General features: G+C 51.2%; 17 protein-coding genes. 12 read left to right on the top strand and 5 right to left on the bottom strand.

Features of this window, described 5'->3' with window-relative positions; all coding sequences use genetic code 11:
* Genes M8T91_RS03155 through mnhG form a run of 5 tightly spaced genes read left to right on the top strand, consistent with a single transcriptional unit; the run spans window position 1 to window position 3039 of the window.
* A complete protein-coding gene (locus M8T91_RS03155) occupies window positions 1–375 on the top strand; it encodes a Na+/H+ antiporter subunit C (protein ID WP_301416748.1) in 375 nt (124 codons plus the stop codon).
* Window positions 372–1895, top strand: coding sequence for a Na+/H+ antiporter subunit D (locus M8T91_RS03150; RefSeq protein ID WP_301416746.1), 1524 nt, complete (start codon window positions 372–374; stop codon window positions 1893–1895). The genes M8T91_RS03155 and M8T91_RS03150 overlap by 4 nt, the downstream gene beginning before the upstream one ends.
* Before the next feature lies 1 nt (window position 1896).
* Entirely contained in the window at window positions 1897–2370 is a 474-nt protein-coding gene (locus M8T91_RS03145) for a Na+/H+ antiporter subunit E (protein WP_301416744.1), read from the top strand.
* Window positions 2370–2672, top strand: coding sequence for a monovalent cation/H+ antiporter complex subunit F (locus tag M8T91_RS03140; protein ID WP_301416741.1), 303 nt, complete (start codon window positions 2370–2372; stop codon window positions 2670–2672). The genes M8T91_RS03145 and M8T91_RS03140 overlap by 1 nt, the downstream gene beginning before the upstream one ends.
* Before the next feature lie 22 nt (window positions 2673–2694).
* Window positions 2695–3039 carry a monovalent cation/H(+) antiporter subunit G gene (gene mnhG, locus M8T91_RS03135; RefSeq protein WP_301416739.1) on the top strand — a complete coding sequence of 115 codons (345 nt, stop codon included), beginning with the start codon at window positions 2695–2697 and terminating at the stop codon, window positions 3037–3039.
* 414 nt (window positions 3040–3453) lie between these two features.
* Here mnhG and M8T91_RS03130 read toward each other — a convergent pair whose 3' ends face one another.
* On the bottom strand, window positions 3454–4431 hold the full coding sequence (locus M8T91_RS03130) for a quinone oxidoreductase family protein (RefSeq protein WP_301416737.1): 978 nt from the start codon (window positions 4429–4431) through the stop codon (window positions 3454–3456).
* 1154 nt (window positions 4432–5585) lie between these two features.
* Window positions 5586–6194 (bottom strand): hypothetical protein, encoded by a 609-nt coding sequence (locus M8T91_RS03125; RefSeq protein WP_301416735.1) that lies wholly within the window; start codon window positions 6192–6194, stop codon window positions 5586–5588.
* Between the two features lie 1171 nt (window positions 6195–7365).
* On the opposite strand from M8T91_RS03125, the gene rsxA reads away from it, so the two are divergent.
* The 6 genes from rsxA (at window position 7366) to M8T91_RS03095 (ending at window position 13178) form a co-directional block, all read left to right on the top strand.
* Window positions 7366–7941, top strand: a complete 576-nt coding sequence (gene rsxA / locus M8T91_RS03120) for an electron transport complex subunit RsxA (RefSeq protein ID WP_301416733.1) — start codon at window positions 7366–7368, stop codon at window positions 7939–7941.
* Between the two features lie 9 nt (window positions 7942–7950).
* On the top strand, window positions 7951–8565 hold the full coding sequence (gene rsxB / locus M8T91_RS03115) for an electron transport complex subunit RsxB (protein ID WP_301416731.1): 615 nt from the start codon (window positions 7951–7953) through the stop codon (window positions 8563–8565).
* 92 nt (window positions 8566–8657) lie between these two features.
* Window positions 8658–10709 carry an electron transport complex subunit RsxC gene (rsxC, locus tag M8T91_RS03110; RefSeq protein ID WP_436970331.1) on the top strand — a complete coding sequence of 684 codons (2052 nt, stop codon included), beginning with the start codon at window positions 8658–8660 and terminating at the stop codon, window positions 10707–10709.
* A complete protein-coding gene (locus M8T91_RS03105) occupies window positions 10709–11761 on the top strand; it encodes an RnfABCDGE type electron transport complex subunit D (RefSeq protein ID WP_301416727.1) in 1053 nt (350 codons plus the stop codon). Before rsxC ends, M8T91_RS03105 begins: the two co-directional genes overlap by 1 nt.
* Window positions 11761–12465 carry an electron transport complex subunit RsxG gene (gene rsxG / locus M8T91_RS03100; protein ID WP_301416725.1) on the top strand — a complete coding sequence of 235 codons (705 nt, stop codon included), beginning with the start codon at window positions 11761–11763 and terminating at the stop codon, window positions 12463–12465. The genes M8T91_RS03105 and rsxG overlap by 1 nt, the downstream gene beginning before the upstream one ends.
* Window positions 12465–13178, top strand: a complete 714-nt coding sequence (locus M8T91_RS03095; protein ID WP_301416723.1) for an electron transport complex subunit E — start codon at window positions 12465–12467, stop codon at window positions 13176–13178. The genes rsxG and M8T91_RS03095 overlap by 1 nt, the downstream gene beginning before the upstream one ends.
* 21 nt (window positions 13179–13199) lie before the next feature.
* On the opposite strand, the gene M8T91_RS03090 is transcribed toward M8T91_RS03095, so the two are convergent.
* Complete coding sequence (locus M8T91_RS03090; RefSeq protein ID WP_301416721.1) at window positions 13200–13505, bottom strand: hypothetical protein; 306 nt, start codon at window positions 13503–13505, stop codon at window positions 13200–13202.
* 47 nt (window positions 13506–13552) lie between these two features.
* On the opposite strand from M8T91_RS03090, the gene M8T91_RS03085 reads away from it, so the two are divergent.
* Window positions 13553–14260: a TetR/AcrR family transcriptional regulator gene (locus tag M8T91_RS03085; protein WP_301416719.1), complete on the top strand. Its 708-nt coding sequence runs from the start codon at window positions 13553–13555 to the stop codon at window positions 14258–14260.
* 107 nt (window positions 14261–14367) lie between these two features.
* Here the strand turns inward: M8T91_RS03085 and M8T91_RS03080 are convergent, their stop codons facing one another.
* The gene (locus tag M8T91_RS03080) at window positions 14368–15522 is read right to left on the bottom strand and encodes an SO2930 family diheme c-type cytochrome (protein ID WP_301416717.1); all 1155 of its coding nucleotides are present in this window, start codon (window positions 15520–15522) and stop codon (window positions 14368–14370) included.
* Window positions 15515–16825, bottom strand: coding sequence for a parallel beta-helix domain-containing protein (locus M8T91_RS03075; RefSeq protein ID WP_301416715.1), 1311 nt, complete (start codon window positions 16823–16825; stop codon window positions 15515–15517). Before M8T91_RS03075 ends, M8T91_RS03080 begins: the two co-directional genes overlap by 8 nt.
* Between the last annotated feature and the right edge of the window lie 135 nt (window positions 16826–16960).

Here is a 16960-nt window from a genome sequence, read left to right as displayed (position 1 = left end):
TTGGAAGGTCCACTCGCAATTGTTGTTGGCATTCTGATCGCTACCGGTGTGTACCTGATGCTGGCTCGGGATTTATTACACTACCTGTTTGGCTTAGTGATGATCAGCAATGCCGCCAACCTGGCCATTTTTATTGCAGGCAGACTAACACGGGCTTCACCGGCGCTGATTCCCGAGGGACTGGAGGTTCCGCCTGTGCCCGTGGCCAATCCCCTGCCCCAAGCCTTGATTCTCACCGCGATTGTTATTGGGTTCGGTCTGCTCGCGTTCACCCTGGCACTTATTGCACAGGCTTATAAAGTACTGGGAACCCTCGACGTAGACACCATACGTATTGCAGAGCCAGTGAAAGTAAAAAGGAAAGTATCCCCTTGAGCTGGTTACTGGCGCTGCCTTTTTTAATACCCATAGGGACCGCGCTCGCCACTTTTTCGGCACGCGCTCGACACCATCTCTGCGGTGCATTGTCGGTACTGGGATGCACAATGATGCTCATTGTCGCAATCGCAATTATTGCATTGGTGGAAAAAAATGGACCCCTGGCAGCTCAAATGGGTGACTGGGAAGCCCCATTCGGTATTACGTTAGTAGCAGATCGCCTGAGCGCCATCATGCTTTTAATCAGTGCCATTGTGGGGCTCTGTGTTTCACTGTTTGCACTTTCAGATATTGATAAGTACAGGGTATCTCTCGGATTTCACTGTTTTTTCCAATTGCTGCTGGCAGGTGTCTGTGGCAGCTTTGTAACCGGGGACCTGTTTAATCTGTATGTCTGGTTCGAGGTGATGCTGATTGCCTCTTTTGCTTTACTCGTGCTTGGGGGAGAGCGCATACAACTCGATGGTGGCATCAAATATGTGGCACTGAACCTGATTTCCACACTGTTGATGCTGACTTCCATTGGTCTGATATACGGTCTGACCGGTACACTGAATATGGCGCAGCTGCATATTGCACTGGCGGCTGTGGATAATCCGGTAGCTGTTTCAGCTCTGGCAGTGCTTTTTATTGCCGCTTTTGGTATCAAGGCGGCGATATTCCCACTGTTTTTCTGGTTGCCAGCATCTTACCATACGCCACCTGTGGCAGTGACTGCGGTTTTTGCCGGGCTACTTACCAAAGTCGGTGTCTATACATTGATACGCACCTTTACCCTGATCTTTCCCAATGATCCGGGTTTTACCCACAATATTCTTCTGGGTACGGCATTGCTCACTATGCTCACCGGTGTATTGGGTGCCGCAGCGCAGTATGAGTTTCGCAAAATCCTCGCTTTTCATATTATCAGTCAAATCGGATTTCTGATTCTGGGGCTGGCACTCAACTCCCCATTAGCGTTAGCTGGATCAGTTTTTTATATCATTCACAACATCGTGGCAAAGACCAACCTGTTTTTGATCAGTGGTACCGTACAGCGTCTCAGTGGTAGTTTTGAACTGAGTGAGATTGGTGGAATTTATAAGGCAAGTCCACTGTTGTCCACTTTTTTCTTTATCGCTGCGTTCAGTTTATCGGGCTTTCCGCCGCTGTCCGGTTTCTGGGCCAAACTATTATTACTAAAAGCCAGTCTCGACCAGACCGCGTACCTGGTCGCTGCAGTGATATTAATTACCGGAGCACTCACTCTGTATTCCATGAGCAAAATCTGGGCAGAAGTATTTTGGAAACCAGACCCAATGGGGTATTGCAGCAACTTGTATGCGCTATCCTTACCAGAACGACTACAGCGCTTGTTACCGGTGGCTTTTCTTGCAATGGTGACGTTAAGCCTTGGCCTGTTACCTGAACCGCTTATCAATTATGCGCTGGCGACTGCAAGTGAATTACTTAAGCCCGGGGATTACCTGGATGCTGTATTGAAACCAGAACCCACCCAATCCATTGGAAACCCCTAGTATGCGTGTATTTCTACTTAATCTTTTACTGGCAATCAGTTGGTCCGCCCTCACTGGTGATGCAACTCTGGTTAATTTGTTATTTGGCTTCTTACTCGGTTACCTGGCACTGCGAGTATCCCCAGAGCTGCCTGGAGGCAGTAAATATTTTAAACGCCTGCAGAATTTTTTTCATCTCTCAATATTTTTTTTACAAGAGCTTTTCTTATCAAGCTTGCGCGCTGCCTGGGAGATTTTCTCACCAACCTTAAAAAGTCGTCCGATGATTGTACAAATCCCTCTGGAAATTCACGAGCGCAACCAGATTTTTGTACTGATTAATTTGATTTCACTGACACCGGGCACCATGGTATTGGATATATCCCCGGACAACTCGACACTTATTGTACATACCATGTTTGTGGATCATCCAGACAGTTTTCGCCAGGAGATTCGCCATGGCTTTGAAAAACGTGTCAAGGAGGCCATCTCCTAATGCCTGTAACCACTGCCGACATTCACTCATCGATTATAATGCTGGCGGTCAGCATATCCTCCCTGATGCTGTTGCTGGCTTTGGTTATGTGTTTTCTGCGGATAGCCCTGGGGCCCACACTGGCAGATAGGGTTGTTGCCCTGGATGTCCTCAATATTCTCGCTGTAGCTTATTGTGCGCTTTTGGCCATCGCTTCGGCACAACCCGTATATCTCGACGCGGCAATTGCACTGGCGTTGGTGGCATTTCTGGTCAGTGTTGCCTTTGCTCGGTTTATCGAAAAAAGCGGCAAAAAGCTCTAACCATAAGAGAAAGGAGATAATAGTGGTTTTGGATGAATTATTTATCGCAGCCCTTTTACTGATCGGCAGCTTCTTTGGGTTCAGTGCTGCCCTGGGCTTGTTGCGTATGCCGGATTTCTATACCCGCATGAGCACCTCCGGCAAGGCTGCCACGCTCTGCTGTGGTTTACTTCTGGCCGGGGTTGCCATACTGTTTCAGGATGCCCAGGTTACTGCTCGCGCTGTAGCAGCCATTTTATTTTTGTTGCTCACGGTTCCCATCGGGGTACATATGATAGCCCGCGCAGCCTTTCGGGTTGGCACACCCTTGTGGCGCGGCAGTTTTGCCAAACCTCGATTCAAGGACCCAAAAAAAGAGCTACAATAACTGTTTAAACCTACAATTCCCCCCCCTGTGAAAATAACTAAAAATTGCACCGCAATACTTGTATAACTCTGTGGAATATTGATGTATTTCCACACACAGACCTATTTCCCAGGAGAGCACGAACTTGTCAAAAATTATTGGAAGTTTCATATCGGAAAATCTGAACAATTATGGCAAGCTTGCATCATCAGGAACACCCAAATCCTTAAAATACGGGCACTCGAATAAATCTTTCAGGAAAAGCAATTGAATAACTTTGAGAGCACCTGCACTATTCCAAAATCAATAAATAACCATCTCTTAACTCCCTGCAACAGCAATTCTTATCAAACTGTTTAAAATACCATTAGAATTCTCACTTACTCGTGATTTTCAATGTTTTTGCTATAACTTTCATTCAACGAACTGGAATACTTAAGGGATAAGAACCGAGGCACCGGTAGTTTTACGGGATTCAAGCTCCATATGGGCCTTTGCAGCCTCTTCTAGGGGATAGCGCTGATTGATCTGAATGTTGACAATACCATTGGTCACAGCAGAAAATAACTCCTCCACAGTTTTTTCAAATTCCCATCGCTTTGAAATATAATGAAATAAGATAGGCCGGGTCGCATACAGGGACCCTTTTTGAGATAACATGCTTATGCTGAAATTTTCAATAGGCCCCGATGACTGGCCAAATGAACACCACAAACCGCGCGGGCGAATACAATCGAGCGATGCAGGAAATGTATCTTTACCAACACTGTCATACACAACATCACAACCTCGCCCATGGGTAATCTCACCAACCCGCGCTACCCAGTCATCCTCTCTGTAATTGATCACATACTCATAGCCATTGTCGCGAGCCAGATCAATTTTTCCTGTAGAACCCACAGTACCAATTACCCTAGCCCCCAGAGCTTTGGCCCATTGCCCAACAATCAGCCCAACCCCACCTGCAGCTGCGTGACACAGCAGTGTAGTCTCTGCATTGACCTTGTAAGTTTCACGCAGTAGATATCTTGCAGTCATTCCCTTTAGCATTAAAGCTGCGGCCTGCTCATCGCTGACATTTTCAGGAATCCTAACTAGCATGCCGGCAGGAATGTTGCGCTCCTCGCTGTATGCCCCCAGTGAACCAGCGTAAGCCACGCGATCTCCCACAGAAAAATCACTTACCGCTTCACCGAGTGCGGTTATTACACCTGCCCCCTCACTGCCAGGAATAAATGGCAAACCCTCAGGTGCATCATAGAGACCGGAACGATAGTAAGTGTCAATAAAATTAACACCAATCGCCTTGTGACGTATCCGCGCTTCGTTTTCCTGCAGCTCTGGCAGCTTGATATCCACGGGTGTAAGAACGGATGGTTGACCCGTTTTTGCAACCTGAATTGCATAGACCATTGGACCTCTCCCAATAGACAAAGGTAGGTAGGCTATATTGATGAAACCCTATCAGCAGGTACAAACTGGAGTGTAAAATATCCAGTGTTATCGATTGCCACTCAGCAATAGATCAGCCTGCCGGTTAATTCAAAATAATTTCATTACTATCAATCATCCCAGATTCACTACCATCACTGATGACAACGCCTTCCAGAGTATATAACGCTGACTTATCAGCACATCACTTATCCAGATACTCACTGTTAAAAAGTGCAATCAGTTGGTTCTCTCAGTACTCAAAATCCCTGCGTTTTGTCGCTTCAGATATTCGGACAGACTGGTATTTTTACACCTGCATTTGGCTGTTGGCTATGCAAGACGCCTCCAGAACCCTGCCGAAAGCTTGAACTACCCCCTGTCGATCCACTCAAACCGATAGGATTTACAACCAGGAGCCAATCTGTTTTCCTCAATATAGAGCAGGCAAGGAAAATAGAGCATGATTGACCTATTCAAGTTTAAAGAAAAAGAGACAACGTTGGCTTTACCATCTGCAATCGGATTTCAATGTTGCGAAAGCCGGAAATCTTGAGAGTATTGACCCGAAAGACGGTGCCATTTTCGCATCAGTCCGAATTATCATATGGATATGATCGATAAGCACTTTAAATTCTGCCAAATCAATATCCTACTCGTAGACTACGTTGCCGATGATTTCCTTCAACGTATTGCGATAGGTTTCCACAAGATCTGGTGGCAATATCCCGGAACCCATAAAAAACGGCACATAAACTGATATATTTGATACGTATTTCTTCATAGCTCCATGAATTGGATACCCCCATATGGCTTTCACCTTTGTACGCTATTCAGATAGAGGGGGGGGGCCTCCGAGATTTTCACTATGCGGTTAAATGTTTGGCGATGTCATCGTTATTTCAGACAGACTATTCCAATTAGCCAAATAGGATAATCCGATACAGTGGCCCCAATTCAAATTTTTATTATGGCCATCATTTGCCATTTGAGGCTGATCCCCAGAATTCCTAAATACGCCTCACTGATTGCCATTCACCTCTGCCCCATGATCACCTTGATCGCTGTAAGTCAGTTCCACTCAAGCCTGCCCCTATCTCTGGTGTGATTTATGGCTTGCGAATGCAGGCGGAAAATCAACCTGCCAGCTGAGTATATTCATCCCACAACATACACCGACCTTCGCCTGCGGCAGGATGATAACAGCTGTAATCACAAAACATTTCCAACGCAGGCAAGCCGGTCGCTTCAAGAAATTGCCATACCATGCTGCGCCCCATTTTGAGGAAATCTTGAAAGGTCTGTCGCTTCAATTGGAAAACATCTTCCATCATTTGTAGGTCGTCCTCGGATATATTGTTGGCTCGTTCAATACTTTGCCAATCATCATTCGGGTCGACGGCACATAGATCGCCCCAGGGTTTATCGGAAAACAATAACGTATACGTGTTACCATTAGTGTTGAAGGAGATCCGCCAGAGTTCAGGGCGTTCGTGAATCATCAGGTCAATTGAATGCGTGATATTTTCCAGTAAGGTGATTTCGCATGCCTGCTTGGTAACAAGAATCAGCCATTTTTGCTGATGGGACAGATCTTGCCATTGGTTAACGATATCATCACTTTTTGCCAGTGGATGGGCAAAGTCTGACAGCAGGAAGCTGGTCCAGCCCAGATTGTTTAGTTCGTCGCGCAGCGCGTCGATGTTTTCTGTATGTATAGCGGTGTAAACGGTGTATTCAGACATAAGAATTAACAGATTTTGTTGGTGTCGAGGAAAGCACTCATCGGAAGCGTGAAATTAACTTTTTCTCCATTTTTTTATTTTAAGTGATTCCCTGGAAAATACCAACTCAGGGTTCCAAAGATTTTCCAGCAGTGGATTGCATTTTGATCTATTCAATGGCTAAAAAAGATCAGGGCGCACCTTCTTGAAGTTTGTATCCTGCCAGACAATTTTCAGGAGATTAGACATGATCGGCTCTCTTGCTGATCAGGAAAACTCTATCGCGCAGAAATTCTAGGTCCCAGGTTCAAGAAATTGCTGCTTCAATATCCGCTTCGATGTGCACCGCAACTGTTGATCGACCAAAGTGAACAAAACTTTCAATCAGAAACCCATGCCGCTCTTCTTTCATTATACGCTAATTGTCGATTCTATAATAAGTGTGAGCAGGTCCTAACAGACCACTTGAAAGTTGGCGGTTATCGCAGCCACCCGGTCACTACCCCAAGAGTCTGTGATCATCATGCGAGTGCTGTTTGCGAATGCACCTGACACGGCAAACAGCGCATGAATAACGACGATCATGGCCGACAAAATTATTCAGCTGTCGCTTTGATGGATTGGCTGAGATCCCAACCCAATAGAAACAAGTATTCACCGGTATAGGATTTACCCACACCCAAGGCGTGGTCATTGACGCGGGTATTGGTCTCTTGAACACCAGTGTATAAACACCGTCGGTTAGATTGGTCTCCACCCGGACCTGCTCCTGGCGGAGAAGTAACTTATACAGTGGCTGCCAGTGCACGTGAACTATAAGTCACATGGCCTCATAATCACTGTATTAAACGAAGATCAACGGCGGATCGTTATTGATGGCGCATTCATTCATCTAGGCCTGCCCTACATCCTCCAGGAGCCCCTGGGTCGGATTTGCCAAGTGTGGCGAGTATATTGTCCAACCTGGCTATGTCAAAGAGTCCCTAGCGGTGCTTTAATTGCACCCGCCCTGATAGCCTCCGGCGCCAGAACACAACCCCACCGAGTTGAAGGCCCCCAGCGTCTCACCCATAATACCTGCCCGGCGCACATTCGATGGAGCCCCAAGCCCAGTGCCAGTATCATCCGGGCGCTGCAGGCTACTCCCCGGCCGCTCGCGCTGTTTTGCCCCAGGGCTTCAACCGGACTTGTTATGACCGAATTCGCCGTCATCCTGCTCAGCACCATCCTGGTCAACAACTACGTGTTGGTGCAGTTTCTCGGCCTGTGCCCCTTTATGGGCGTTTCCAATAAACTGGAAACTGCCGTAGGGATGGCTGGCGCCACCACATTTGTACTCACACTGGCCTCTATCAGCGCTTACCTCGTGAACACCTATCTACTCGAGCCCTTTGGAATCGCGTATCTGCGCACCATTTCCTTTATTCTGGTTATCGCGGTCGTGGTGCAGTTTGCGCGCCTGTTTATCGAGAAAACCAGCCCGCTCATGTACCGGGTACTGGGAGTTTTCCTGCCGCTGATTACCACTAATTGTGCGGTATTGGGGGTTGCACTGCAAAATACCATGAAGGCCCATACATTTATGCAGTCCACCCTGTATGGTTTCGGTGCCGCCGTGGGCTTCTCTTTGGTTCTGATTTTATTCTCTTCCATGCGCGAGCGGCTCTTTGCTGCAGATGTCCCCCAGCCCTTTCGCGGCGCCGCAATTGGTATGGTGACCGCCGGCCTGATGTCTCTTGCGTTTATGGGCTTTAGCGGTCTGGTATAGGGTTGCGCAATGCTGGACTGGATCTCCGAACTCTCTTACCCCCTGCTGGTGCTCGGTGGCATGGCACTGGTATTCGGTGCGCTGCTGGGGTTTGCTGCAATACGTTTTAAAGTACAGGGCGACCCTCTGGTGGAGCAGGTGGATGCCCTTCTGCCGCAGACCCAGTGCGGCCAGTGCGGTTATCCCGGTTGCCGCCCCTATGCCGAAGCGATAGTCCACGGTGACGCTATCAACAAATGTCCTCCCGGCGGCCAGCCCACGATCAATGCACTGGCCAATCTGCTGGATATGGAGCCCATGGCCCTGGATGCCGAACACGGCGTCGAGGATGTAAAGAAAGTCGCCTTTATTCGCGAGGCGGAGTGTATTGGCTGTACCAAGTGCATCCAAGCCTGCCCGGTGGACGCTATTGCCGGGGCCGCCAAGTTTATGCATACGGTCATTTCCGATGAATGCACTGGCTGTGATCTCTGTGTGGAGCCCTGCCCGGTAGACTGTATCGACATGGTGCCTGTAGAGACCCTTCTGCAAAGCTGGCATCCGCAGAAACCCCAGAGCGACACCCACCTGATCGCCACTGACCGCCACAGCACGCAGAAAGAAACCAGGGGAGGTGCAGCTTGAGCCCCAATAAGAAAATACAGAGCGCGCCACAGGCAACACTGCAGCGGCGCCAAGCGATAGAGGAACGGCACAGTGCCCGCGAGGCACAACGGATCGCCAACGAAAAGGCACGGGAACTGCGGCCCCGTGACTTTCCCGGCGGAGTGCACCCTCCCGGAAACAAGGACCAGAGCACTGGCGAGCCCATCGGCAAGATTCCCCTGGCCGAGGATCTGGTGCTCCCCCTGCTGCAACACAGCGGCGCCAGTGCTCTGCCATTGGTTAAACTCGGTGACGAGGTACTGAAAGGTCAGAAGATCGCCGAAGCCGACGGCCTGGTAAGCTGCTCTGTGCACGCACCAAGCTCCGGCAAAGTGATTGCAATAGAACCCTGTGCTGTGCCCCATCCCTCGGGGCTGGCGGAAGATTGTATTGTGATTCGCACCAATGGCGAAGAGCGCTGGTGCGAGCTGGAGCCCTGTGAGGACTTTACCCTGCTATCACCGGTGGCACTGCTGGATAAAATTCGCGATTGCGGTATTGCCGGCATGGGCGGGGCGGGTTTTCCAACCGCGGTGAAGCTGGACCCCCACGGTGGCAGGGAAATCGATACCCTGATTATCAACGGCACCGAGTGCGAACCCTATATCACCGCCGATGATATGCTGATGCGCGAACAAGCAGAGGAGATTATCGACGGGATAACAATACTATCCTATATCCTCGATATGCCCGAACGGGTACTGATTGGCATCGAGGACAATAAGCCCGCGGCCATTGCTGCCATGCGCGCGGCTGTCAAAGGTACGCGCTTTGATATTGTGGTCATCCCCACCAAATACCCATCCGGTGGTGAGAAGCAGTTAATCCAGATTCTCACCGGTCGCGAAGTGCCCAACCAGGGGCTGCCAGCCAATGTGGGCATCGTATGTCTGAACGTGGGCACTGCACGGGCCGTCTATCGTGCTGTGCGCTTCGGCGAACCACTCATTAGCCGGGTGACCACCGTTGTCGGCAGGGCCCTTGAGCGGCAGCGCAATATTGAAGTGCCCATCGGCACCCCCATTCGCCATATCCTCAAGCACCACGGTATCCATCGCGGTTTGATGCAGAAGGTGATCATCGGCGGCCCCATGATGGGGTATACCATCGACGATGAGTGTGCACCTGTGATCAAGACTACCAACTGTCTGCTGGTGCCAACCAGTGAAGAACTGCCACCTGCTCCGGTCGCCCAGGCCTGCATACGCTGCGGCTTCTGCGCTGAAGCCTGTCCGGCCTCGCTGCTGCCACAACAATTGTATTGGTACGCTCGTGCCGATGATCAGGAAAAACTGCAGGCCTACAATCTGTTCGATTGTATCGAGTGCGGCGTCTGTTCCTATGTCTGCCCCAGTAGTATTCCATTGGTGCAGTATTACCGTGCCGCCAAGGGTGCTATCCGCCAGGCTGATACAGAAAGGGAAAAATCTGACCGCGCACGGGACAGATTCGAGTTCCGCAAGCTGCGCCTGGAGAAGGCGGAAAAAGAAAAAGAGGCAAAGCGTGTGGCCCGGCGCAAGGCCGCAGAGCTTGCACGGGAACAGCAGAAGCAAAACCCCGAAGCTGAGGGAGCCAAAACGGACACAGCAGAGGCGGATATTGTAGCCGCCGCCCTGGCACGGGTCAAAGCGCGCCAGGAGGACCCGAAGCAACTTCTCGCCCGGGCAGAGCGCTCTGCAGCCAGCGCCAAGAGTCGCGTGGAGCGCCTGAATAGCAAGCTCGCAGCCGCCACCCAAAATCAGCGCAACCAGTTGGCAGCACAACTCAAAGCAGCGGAGCTGAAATTGCAGGAGGCCCGTCACAAACTCACCCTGGCCAGGCGCCGCGCGGATCGCGATCCCGCGCGAGAACCCGGGGATGAGGTGACCAATGCTGCTGTACGCGCCATTACCAAAGCCCGGGCGGCCGCCGAAACACGCGCAGGAATGGGCAGCGCCGAAAGGCTGGCAGCGGATATCGAAGCCCTGCGCAACCGTATCCGCAAGGCCGAGGTGCGCCTGCAGAAAGCCCGCGATCAAAATGCTACAAACCTGGAAGCCTTTGAGGACGCCCTGGATAAGCTGCAGAAGAAGTTGGAAGATAAGATGCGTGAACAACAATCCGCCCAGAATGGAGAGCCGTGATGTCCCTGATGCGCGCGACCTCTCCACACGCCCGCTCCGGAGATAACACCGCCCGGGTCATGCTGCAGGTGGCCGCAGCCACCGCACCCGGCGTGCTGGCCATGGTCATCTACTTTGGCATCGGTGTACTGATCAATATCGCGCTGTCAGTCGTCACTGCTCTGTTGTGTGAAGCCGCAGTGATGAGACTGCGCGGCCGTCCGGCCGCTTTCTACCTGGCCGATTACAGCGCCTTTGTTACAGCCCTGCTGCTGGGCATCGCCTTGCCCTCCTATTGCGCCTGGTGGCTGCCAGTGGTGGGCAGCGCCGTTGCGATCGTCCTGGCCAAGCACCTGTATGGCGGTATGGGTTACAACCCCTTTAATCCCGCCATGGTTGGCTATGTCGTGCTGCTGATCAGCTTTCCTGTGGATATGACCCGCTGGGTTGGGCCAGCGGAGATTATCGGCAGCGCACCGAGTATCAGCGAAGCTATCTCCCTGGTATTTGGCAGCTATAACATTGATGGCTTTACCCGCGCCACACCGCTGGAAATCGTGCGCCTCAATGAGTCGGTCCTGCTGTCGCAGTTATATGAAGTAGAATCGGTATTTAGCAGGGGTACCATTGCCGGGGTTGGCTGGGAGACCATCAGCTTTGGCTTCCTGCTGGGCGGCCTGTTCCTGTTGTTTCGCGGTGTGATCACCTGGCATGCGCCAGTGGCCATGCTCGCCACCCTGGCGCTGCTCTCACTGCTTTTCTATGACAGTGGCAGCTCTCTGTCAGAGGGTTCTCCACTGTTGCACCTGTTTTCCGGTGGCACCATGTTCGGTGCTTTCTTTATCATTACCGACCCGGTCAGTGGCGCTACCAGCAATAAGGGGCGCCTGATCTTCGGTGCCGGCGTAGGCCTGTTCACCTATATTATCCGCGCCTGGGGCAGCTATCCGGATGCCGTGGCTTTTGCAGTGCTGCTGATGAACTTCGCCGCACCCACTATCGATAACTACACCCTGCCCCGCACCTATGGCCACAAGCGACCGCGCCACGCCACCGATCTGGAGGAGCGCTGATGCTCAGACAGTCCATGTCGGCAAACGCCGCTGTCCTGACCCTGTTTGCCCTGGTGTGCGCCGCCGCCCTGGCGATTACCCAGATCACCACCCACGAATCCATTGAGCGTGCCATTCGCAAGGCGTCTGCCAAAGCGCTGCTGGAGATCATCCCACTGGACCGGCACAGCAATGATTTGCTGGTGGATACCTATCCCATCCCCAGGAGCTACTGGAGCCGGCTGGGCCTCACTCAGGGTGGCAATATCAACCTGGCGCGAGGAGAAAATGGGCGTATTTCCGCCGTGATTGTCCCCGCAATAGCACCGAATGGTTACTCCGGCCCCATCAAACTGCTGGTGGGTGTCAACCGCGACGGCACCATCGCCGGTGTCAGGGTGACCAGCCACAGGGAAACTCCCGGACTTGGAGACAAGGTAGAGTTGAAGAAAAGTGACTGGATACTGCAATTCGATGGCTTGTCTCTGAATAATCCGCCGGCCAATGAATGGAAAGTGCAAAAAGATGGCGGCGCCTTCGACCAGTTCACGGGCGCCACGATCACACCACGGGCAGTGGTCAACGAAGTGCGCCAGGTTCTGGAGTTTGTTGCCCGCTATCACGAACAGATTTTCAATGCCCCCGTCTCCAAACGTGCAGTGGAAGTGGAAAACCCCAAGGGGGATAGGACGCAAGAGGCCGAAACAAAAAAGGAAAGAAATTGATGACAACGCCCGGCTACGGAGAAATCACCCGCAATGGCCTGTGGAAGAACAACCCAGCCCTGGTGCAATTGCTGGGGCTCTGCCCGCTTCTGGCTGTGACCGGCTCTGTGGTGAACGCCATCGGTCTCGGCCTGGCAACCACTGGTGTGATCACCAGCTCGAACCTGGCTGTGTCCCTGGTGCGCCGGCAGATGCCCGATACTGTGCGTCTGCCTGCCTCGGTGATGATCATTGCCACTTTCGTCACCTGCGTCGAGCTCTTGATGAAGGCCTACACCTATGAACTCTACCTGATGCTCGGGATTTTTATACCGCTGATCGTCACCAATTGTGCCATTCTGGGACGCGCCGAGGCCTTCGCCAGCAAGAATGCGGCACTGCCTTCTTTGGTAGATGGTTTGATGATGGGTATCGGCTTTACTGCGGTTTTAATCGCGGTAGGTGCAGTGCGGGAAATCCTGGGTCAGGGTACCCTGTTTTCCAATATGGATCTTTTACTGGGCCCTATGGCAAAGGACTGGCGCATTACAGTACTGGGGAGCCACTATCCCGGCGCACTGGTCGCAGTACTCCCTCCAGGCGCTTTCCTTGTGACCGGCCTGCTGATTGCAGCAAAAAATGCCATAGATACAGGAATTGAAAAACACCGCAGCCAGAGGATTAAAATTGTGCCCGGCTCCAAGCGTGTAAGGGTTACCGGCAGAATTGTATAGTATCCGGTTACCATGGGGCAGCTACTCAGATTTTCCTTCACTGGCCGGATGACTGCCCGCCAACATACTTGGTTGCCCCTGTATTCCAAAGCCCCACGCCAACGGGTAAGCATAACGCAATACTGGGCATTGACCTGTGTTGGCACCAAAAACATTCCTCAGAAAAGCTGTGGCAGAACCCGATTCGTTTCTGCCAAGCGTTATGTATACTTGTTCTCTTTTTAGGCGTAAAAAACTTTTTAATGGCGTAATTTTCGTGTAATTGAGTGTAATCGGTTTATTGTCTCTTTTTAAAATTCGTTTGGCTAGAATGGAGCAATCAATCAACTTGGGCTTGCTGTCAATGCCAATAAAATAAAAAGAAGGACAATACTATGACTTTAGACACTGGGAAGTCTGATCTGGTCTACCACGGGCGCCGCGCCCAGAGAGCCGATAGCCGGGTGCGCCGCAAAGCCATCCTTGAGGCCACGCTGCGACTGATCGTAAAAGAGGGTATTCGCGGAATCCGGCACCGTGCGGTAGCCCGTGAGGCCAGTGTTCCTCTGGCTGCCACAACTTATTATTTTAAAGATCTCAATGATCTTATCAGCGACGCATTTACGTATTTTGTAGAGCAGGGACTGGAGAGTACGCGCCAACTGCAGGAAGAAAGTTTCAGCACTGCACGCAGCCTCTCCGCACAGGAACGCCTGTCCCACAGTAGCCATAAATTACTGGTCCAACAGCTGACACGGTTTATTCTCATCCACATACGCAGCCAAGCAAAGAGCAGGGACGAACGCTTGATTGAACTGGCATTTCGCAATGAAGCGCTGCGCAACGAGCAGTTGACCCGTGCCGTGCAAATGTCTAATCAGGCCAAAGAAACCCTGATTCAGGAATTCTTCCATTTGCTGGGGCTGACAGACCCTGAAGCCGCAGCCCAAATTACGCACGGGACAATCCTAAAGCTGGAATACGAAATCCTGAGCGGTTCCATAGCCCTCGATTCCCCTCTGCTCGAGCGCACAGTAATCATGATGGTCCGCGGCTTGATTCCCACCGTCGTACCAGTTGTCGAAGCCGCAGCTTACGGCTGATTCCCGTTCAAGTGAAGCGGGCCGAAAGGCATTGCCACTCAAGCACTGTTACGGCCTCCGTTCCTTCAACAGCACGCAGAGGTGAAACTTTTCGTACTCGCACCAGCTTATAAACAAGTGCCCTGCATGGCGGCCACCCACTGGCGCAACAGTTCTGCCCCCTCTTCGTGCACAAGACTGCGCCCCAATTCTGGCATCATGGCGCCAGGATCAACAGATTCGACACGAAAATTGAGGATTGAGCTGTCCGGCTCCCCCGGCACTATGGCAAACAAGCGTTCACCACTGCCAGTGCCCGCCGCCACAGGTGGTTTGCACAAGCCCAGTCTGCGCCAGTCTGTCTCACTGTGATTGAGCATCAGCCCGGAGGTATCAGCCGCACCAGCCGGGTTGTGGCAGTGGCCGCAATTGATATCCAGGTAGGCACGCGCCCGCGCCTCCAGCGGTAAATCCATATTGGAGAAACTGGCCAGGCCGGGGAGACTGTCAAGTTCTGGCAGCCCGCTGAGATACCCTATCTTCTGCCAATACACCAGCTGATTCTCGCTGCCATGGCGATAGGTATACTGCTTGTTCAAATGCCTTGCCCTGGGACCCAGTGGCGAAATTTCCCTGCCGGTAAAATTGTCTGCATGACACCCGGCACACTGATTTGCATCGGGCACGACATAGTTAAATTCAGAAATATCTCCTTCCGCTGCTTTCAAGTGCAAGCGGCTGACATCGCCGGCAATCTCCAAAACCGCCTCGGTCTGGGCCTGATTCCATACATAGGGAAGAGCCTGCCAGCCATCCTCACGCCTGACCAATAGACGGGTTTCCATCAGACGTACCCGCGCCATGTCCAGTGCCTCTCCAGCCCGGCCAGGTGCATAATCATCGGCAAAACTGTCTGTGCGCAGTACAGTGCCATCATCTCCCTTTGGATAGTAGAAAGTTTTACTCAATATAGTACCGACCGGATACTCGAATTGCTCCTCACCATATATCGCGGAGGTTCCAACCGGCATCCAGACCGTGCGTAATTTATGGGCGTAATCAGTAAATAGCCCTGTGTTCAGATCGTAAGGTACCACCCCGGTGTTAGGCGTTAAGGCACCGTCAACAACTTCAATCAAGTGCCACTCACTAAGGCGCGCCGGTATGGCATCTATACCAAACAGCGCAACTTGCGGCCGTGGTTTTTCACAGCCACTCACACCAGACAACACTACGGTGAGTACCAGCCCTGCAAGACTGCCTCGTAATAGCCAACTACGCATTTGTACCCTCTAGAACTGCCAAGTGGTCATCCTCTTCTTGCTCCGTTTCCGGCTGGTCAAAATCCAATGTAATCTGAGGCAGTTTATTGAGATGACATTTGTGGGGCGCAATATCGGTGGAAATATTCTTATATCCGTTGCTAAAATCCACATTGATGATTCCTGCATCCCCATTGTCCATACAGAGCCTCAGATCTCCAGGCAACTTTCCGTTGATCAGTTTCTCGGGGTTAATAACACCGTCCCAGAGCACATCGGGAAGACTGCCATTCAAACCAAACTTAGTGAGTTTAAGTGCCTTTAACTCCAAGTGATCCGGGGAAGTGCCACCTCCAGCAAACCGATTGTTGTAGATGTAAATACCTTCAGGGTAGGGATCGAAATCTTTTTGCGTGGATTTATCGCTATAGTAGCCAGCGGTAAAATAACTACTTACCACAATGTTGGCAGTGTTGTTATCGGCTATTTCGTTATCAAATATCTCCACATTGTCATTTGAATTAATGACCACTCCAGACCCAGCGGGAACCGCAGCTACGGGTGTCCCCTCGTGACCAAAATTTTCTGTATTATTTTTAAATATTTTATTGTTGTATATGCGGGTGCTGTGCCCAGGCTGCGGCAAGTTTGGCATATTGAAAACCAGAACACCCCCGGTATTATTTGTCGCCTCATTGCCATACACATCCGCACCAATAGTATTTTCTATCTCTATTCCTGCAACGTTAAATTCAGCGCGATTATTGCGCACAATAACATTGCGCGATTGCCCCACGTAGATTCCCGCATCCGAAGCGCCAATCGCAACAGAGCCCTCGACCAGAGTATTTTTGGTCTGCACCGGATAGATACCATAAGCGCCGTTTTCTGTCGCGGGACCGTTGGTCCACTCAACACGAATATTGCGAATAACGATATTCTCACCTTCATTAACTTTGAGTGCATCACCAATGGTGTCTTCAATGGCCAGATTTTCAATAGTGAAATTACTGGCATTGACCAGTAACCCTTCTGCTCCCTGTATCTGATTTTTAAACGACAAGATCGACTTATCCATTCCCGCGCCGCGAATGGTCACTCCGTCGATATTCAGAGAAAGACTGCGATTGAGCTGGAATTTCCCCTCGGGTATCTGCACAACATCTCCGGGCTTTGCTGAAATAAGCTGTCTGAGCAGTTGTTTTTGAAAATCGGAATCTACTGCGGCATCAACCACATTTGCCCGATCTGTTTTATCATCTTGGGAGCACGCTGAGGCAAATACCATCACCAGGATCACTCCCATGCGAGACAAGGTTTTCATGCTTTTTCCTTTATTCGGATTATTGTCTGTAGCTGCTTGAATCAGGTATCAATAAGTACGTTTGTACCAATTAAATCGCATAAAATAACAACCATACGCAAGCCTGTTGATAGTATCCAACCCTTATTCCCGCTT

Source organism: Microbulbifer sp. MI-G, assembly GCF_030440425.1.
Lineage (GTDB): Bacteria > Pseudomonadota > Gammaproteobacteria > Pseudomonadales > Cellvibrionaceae > Microbulbifer > Microbulbifer spongiae.
The sequence above is the reverse complement of the archived record's forward strand: the minus strand, read 5'-3'. Positions and strand labels throughout refer to the sequence as shown.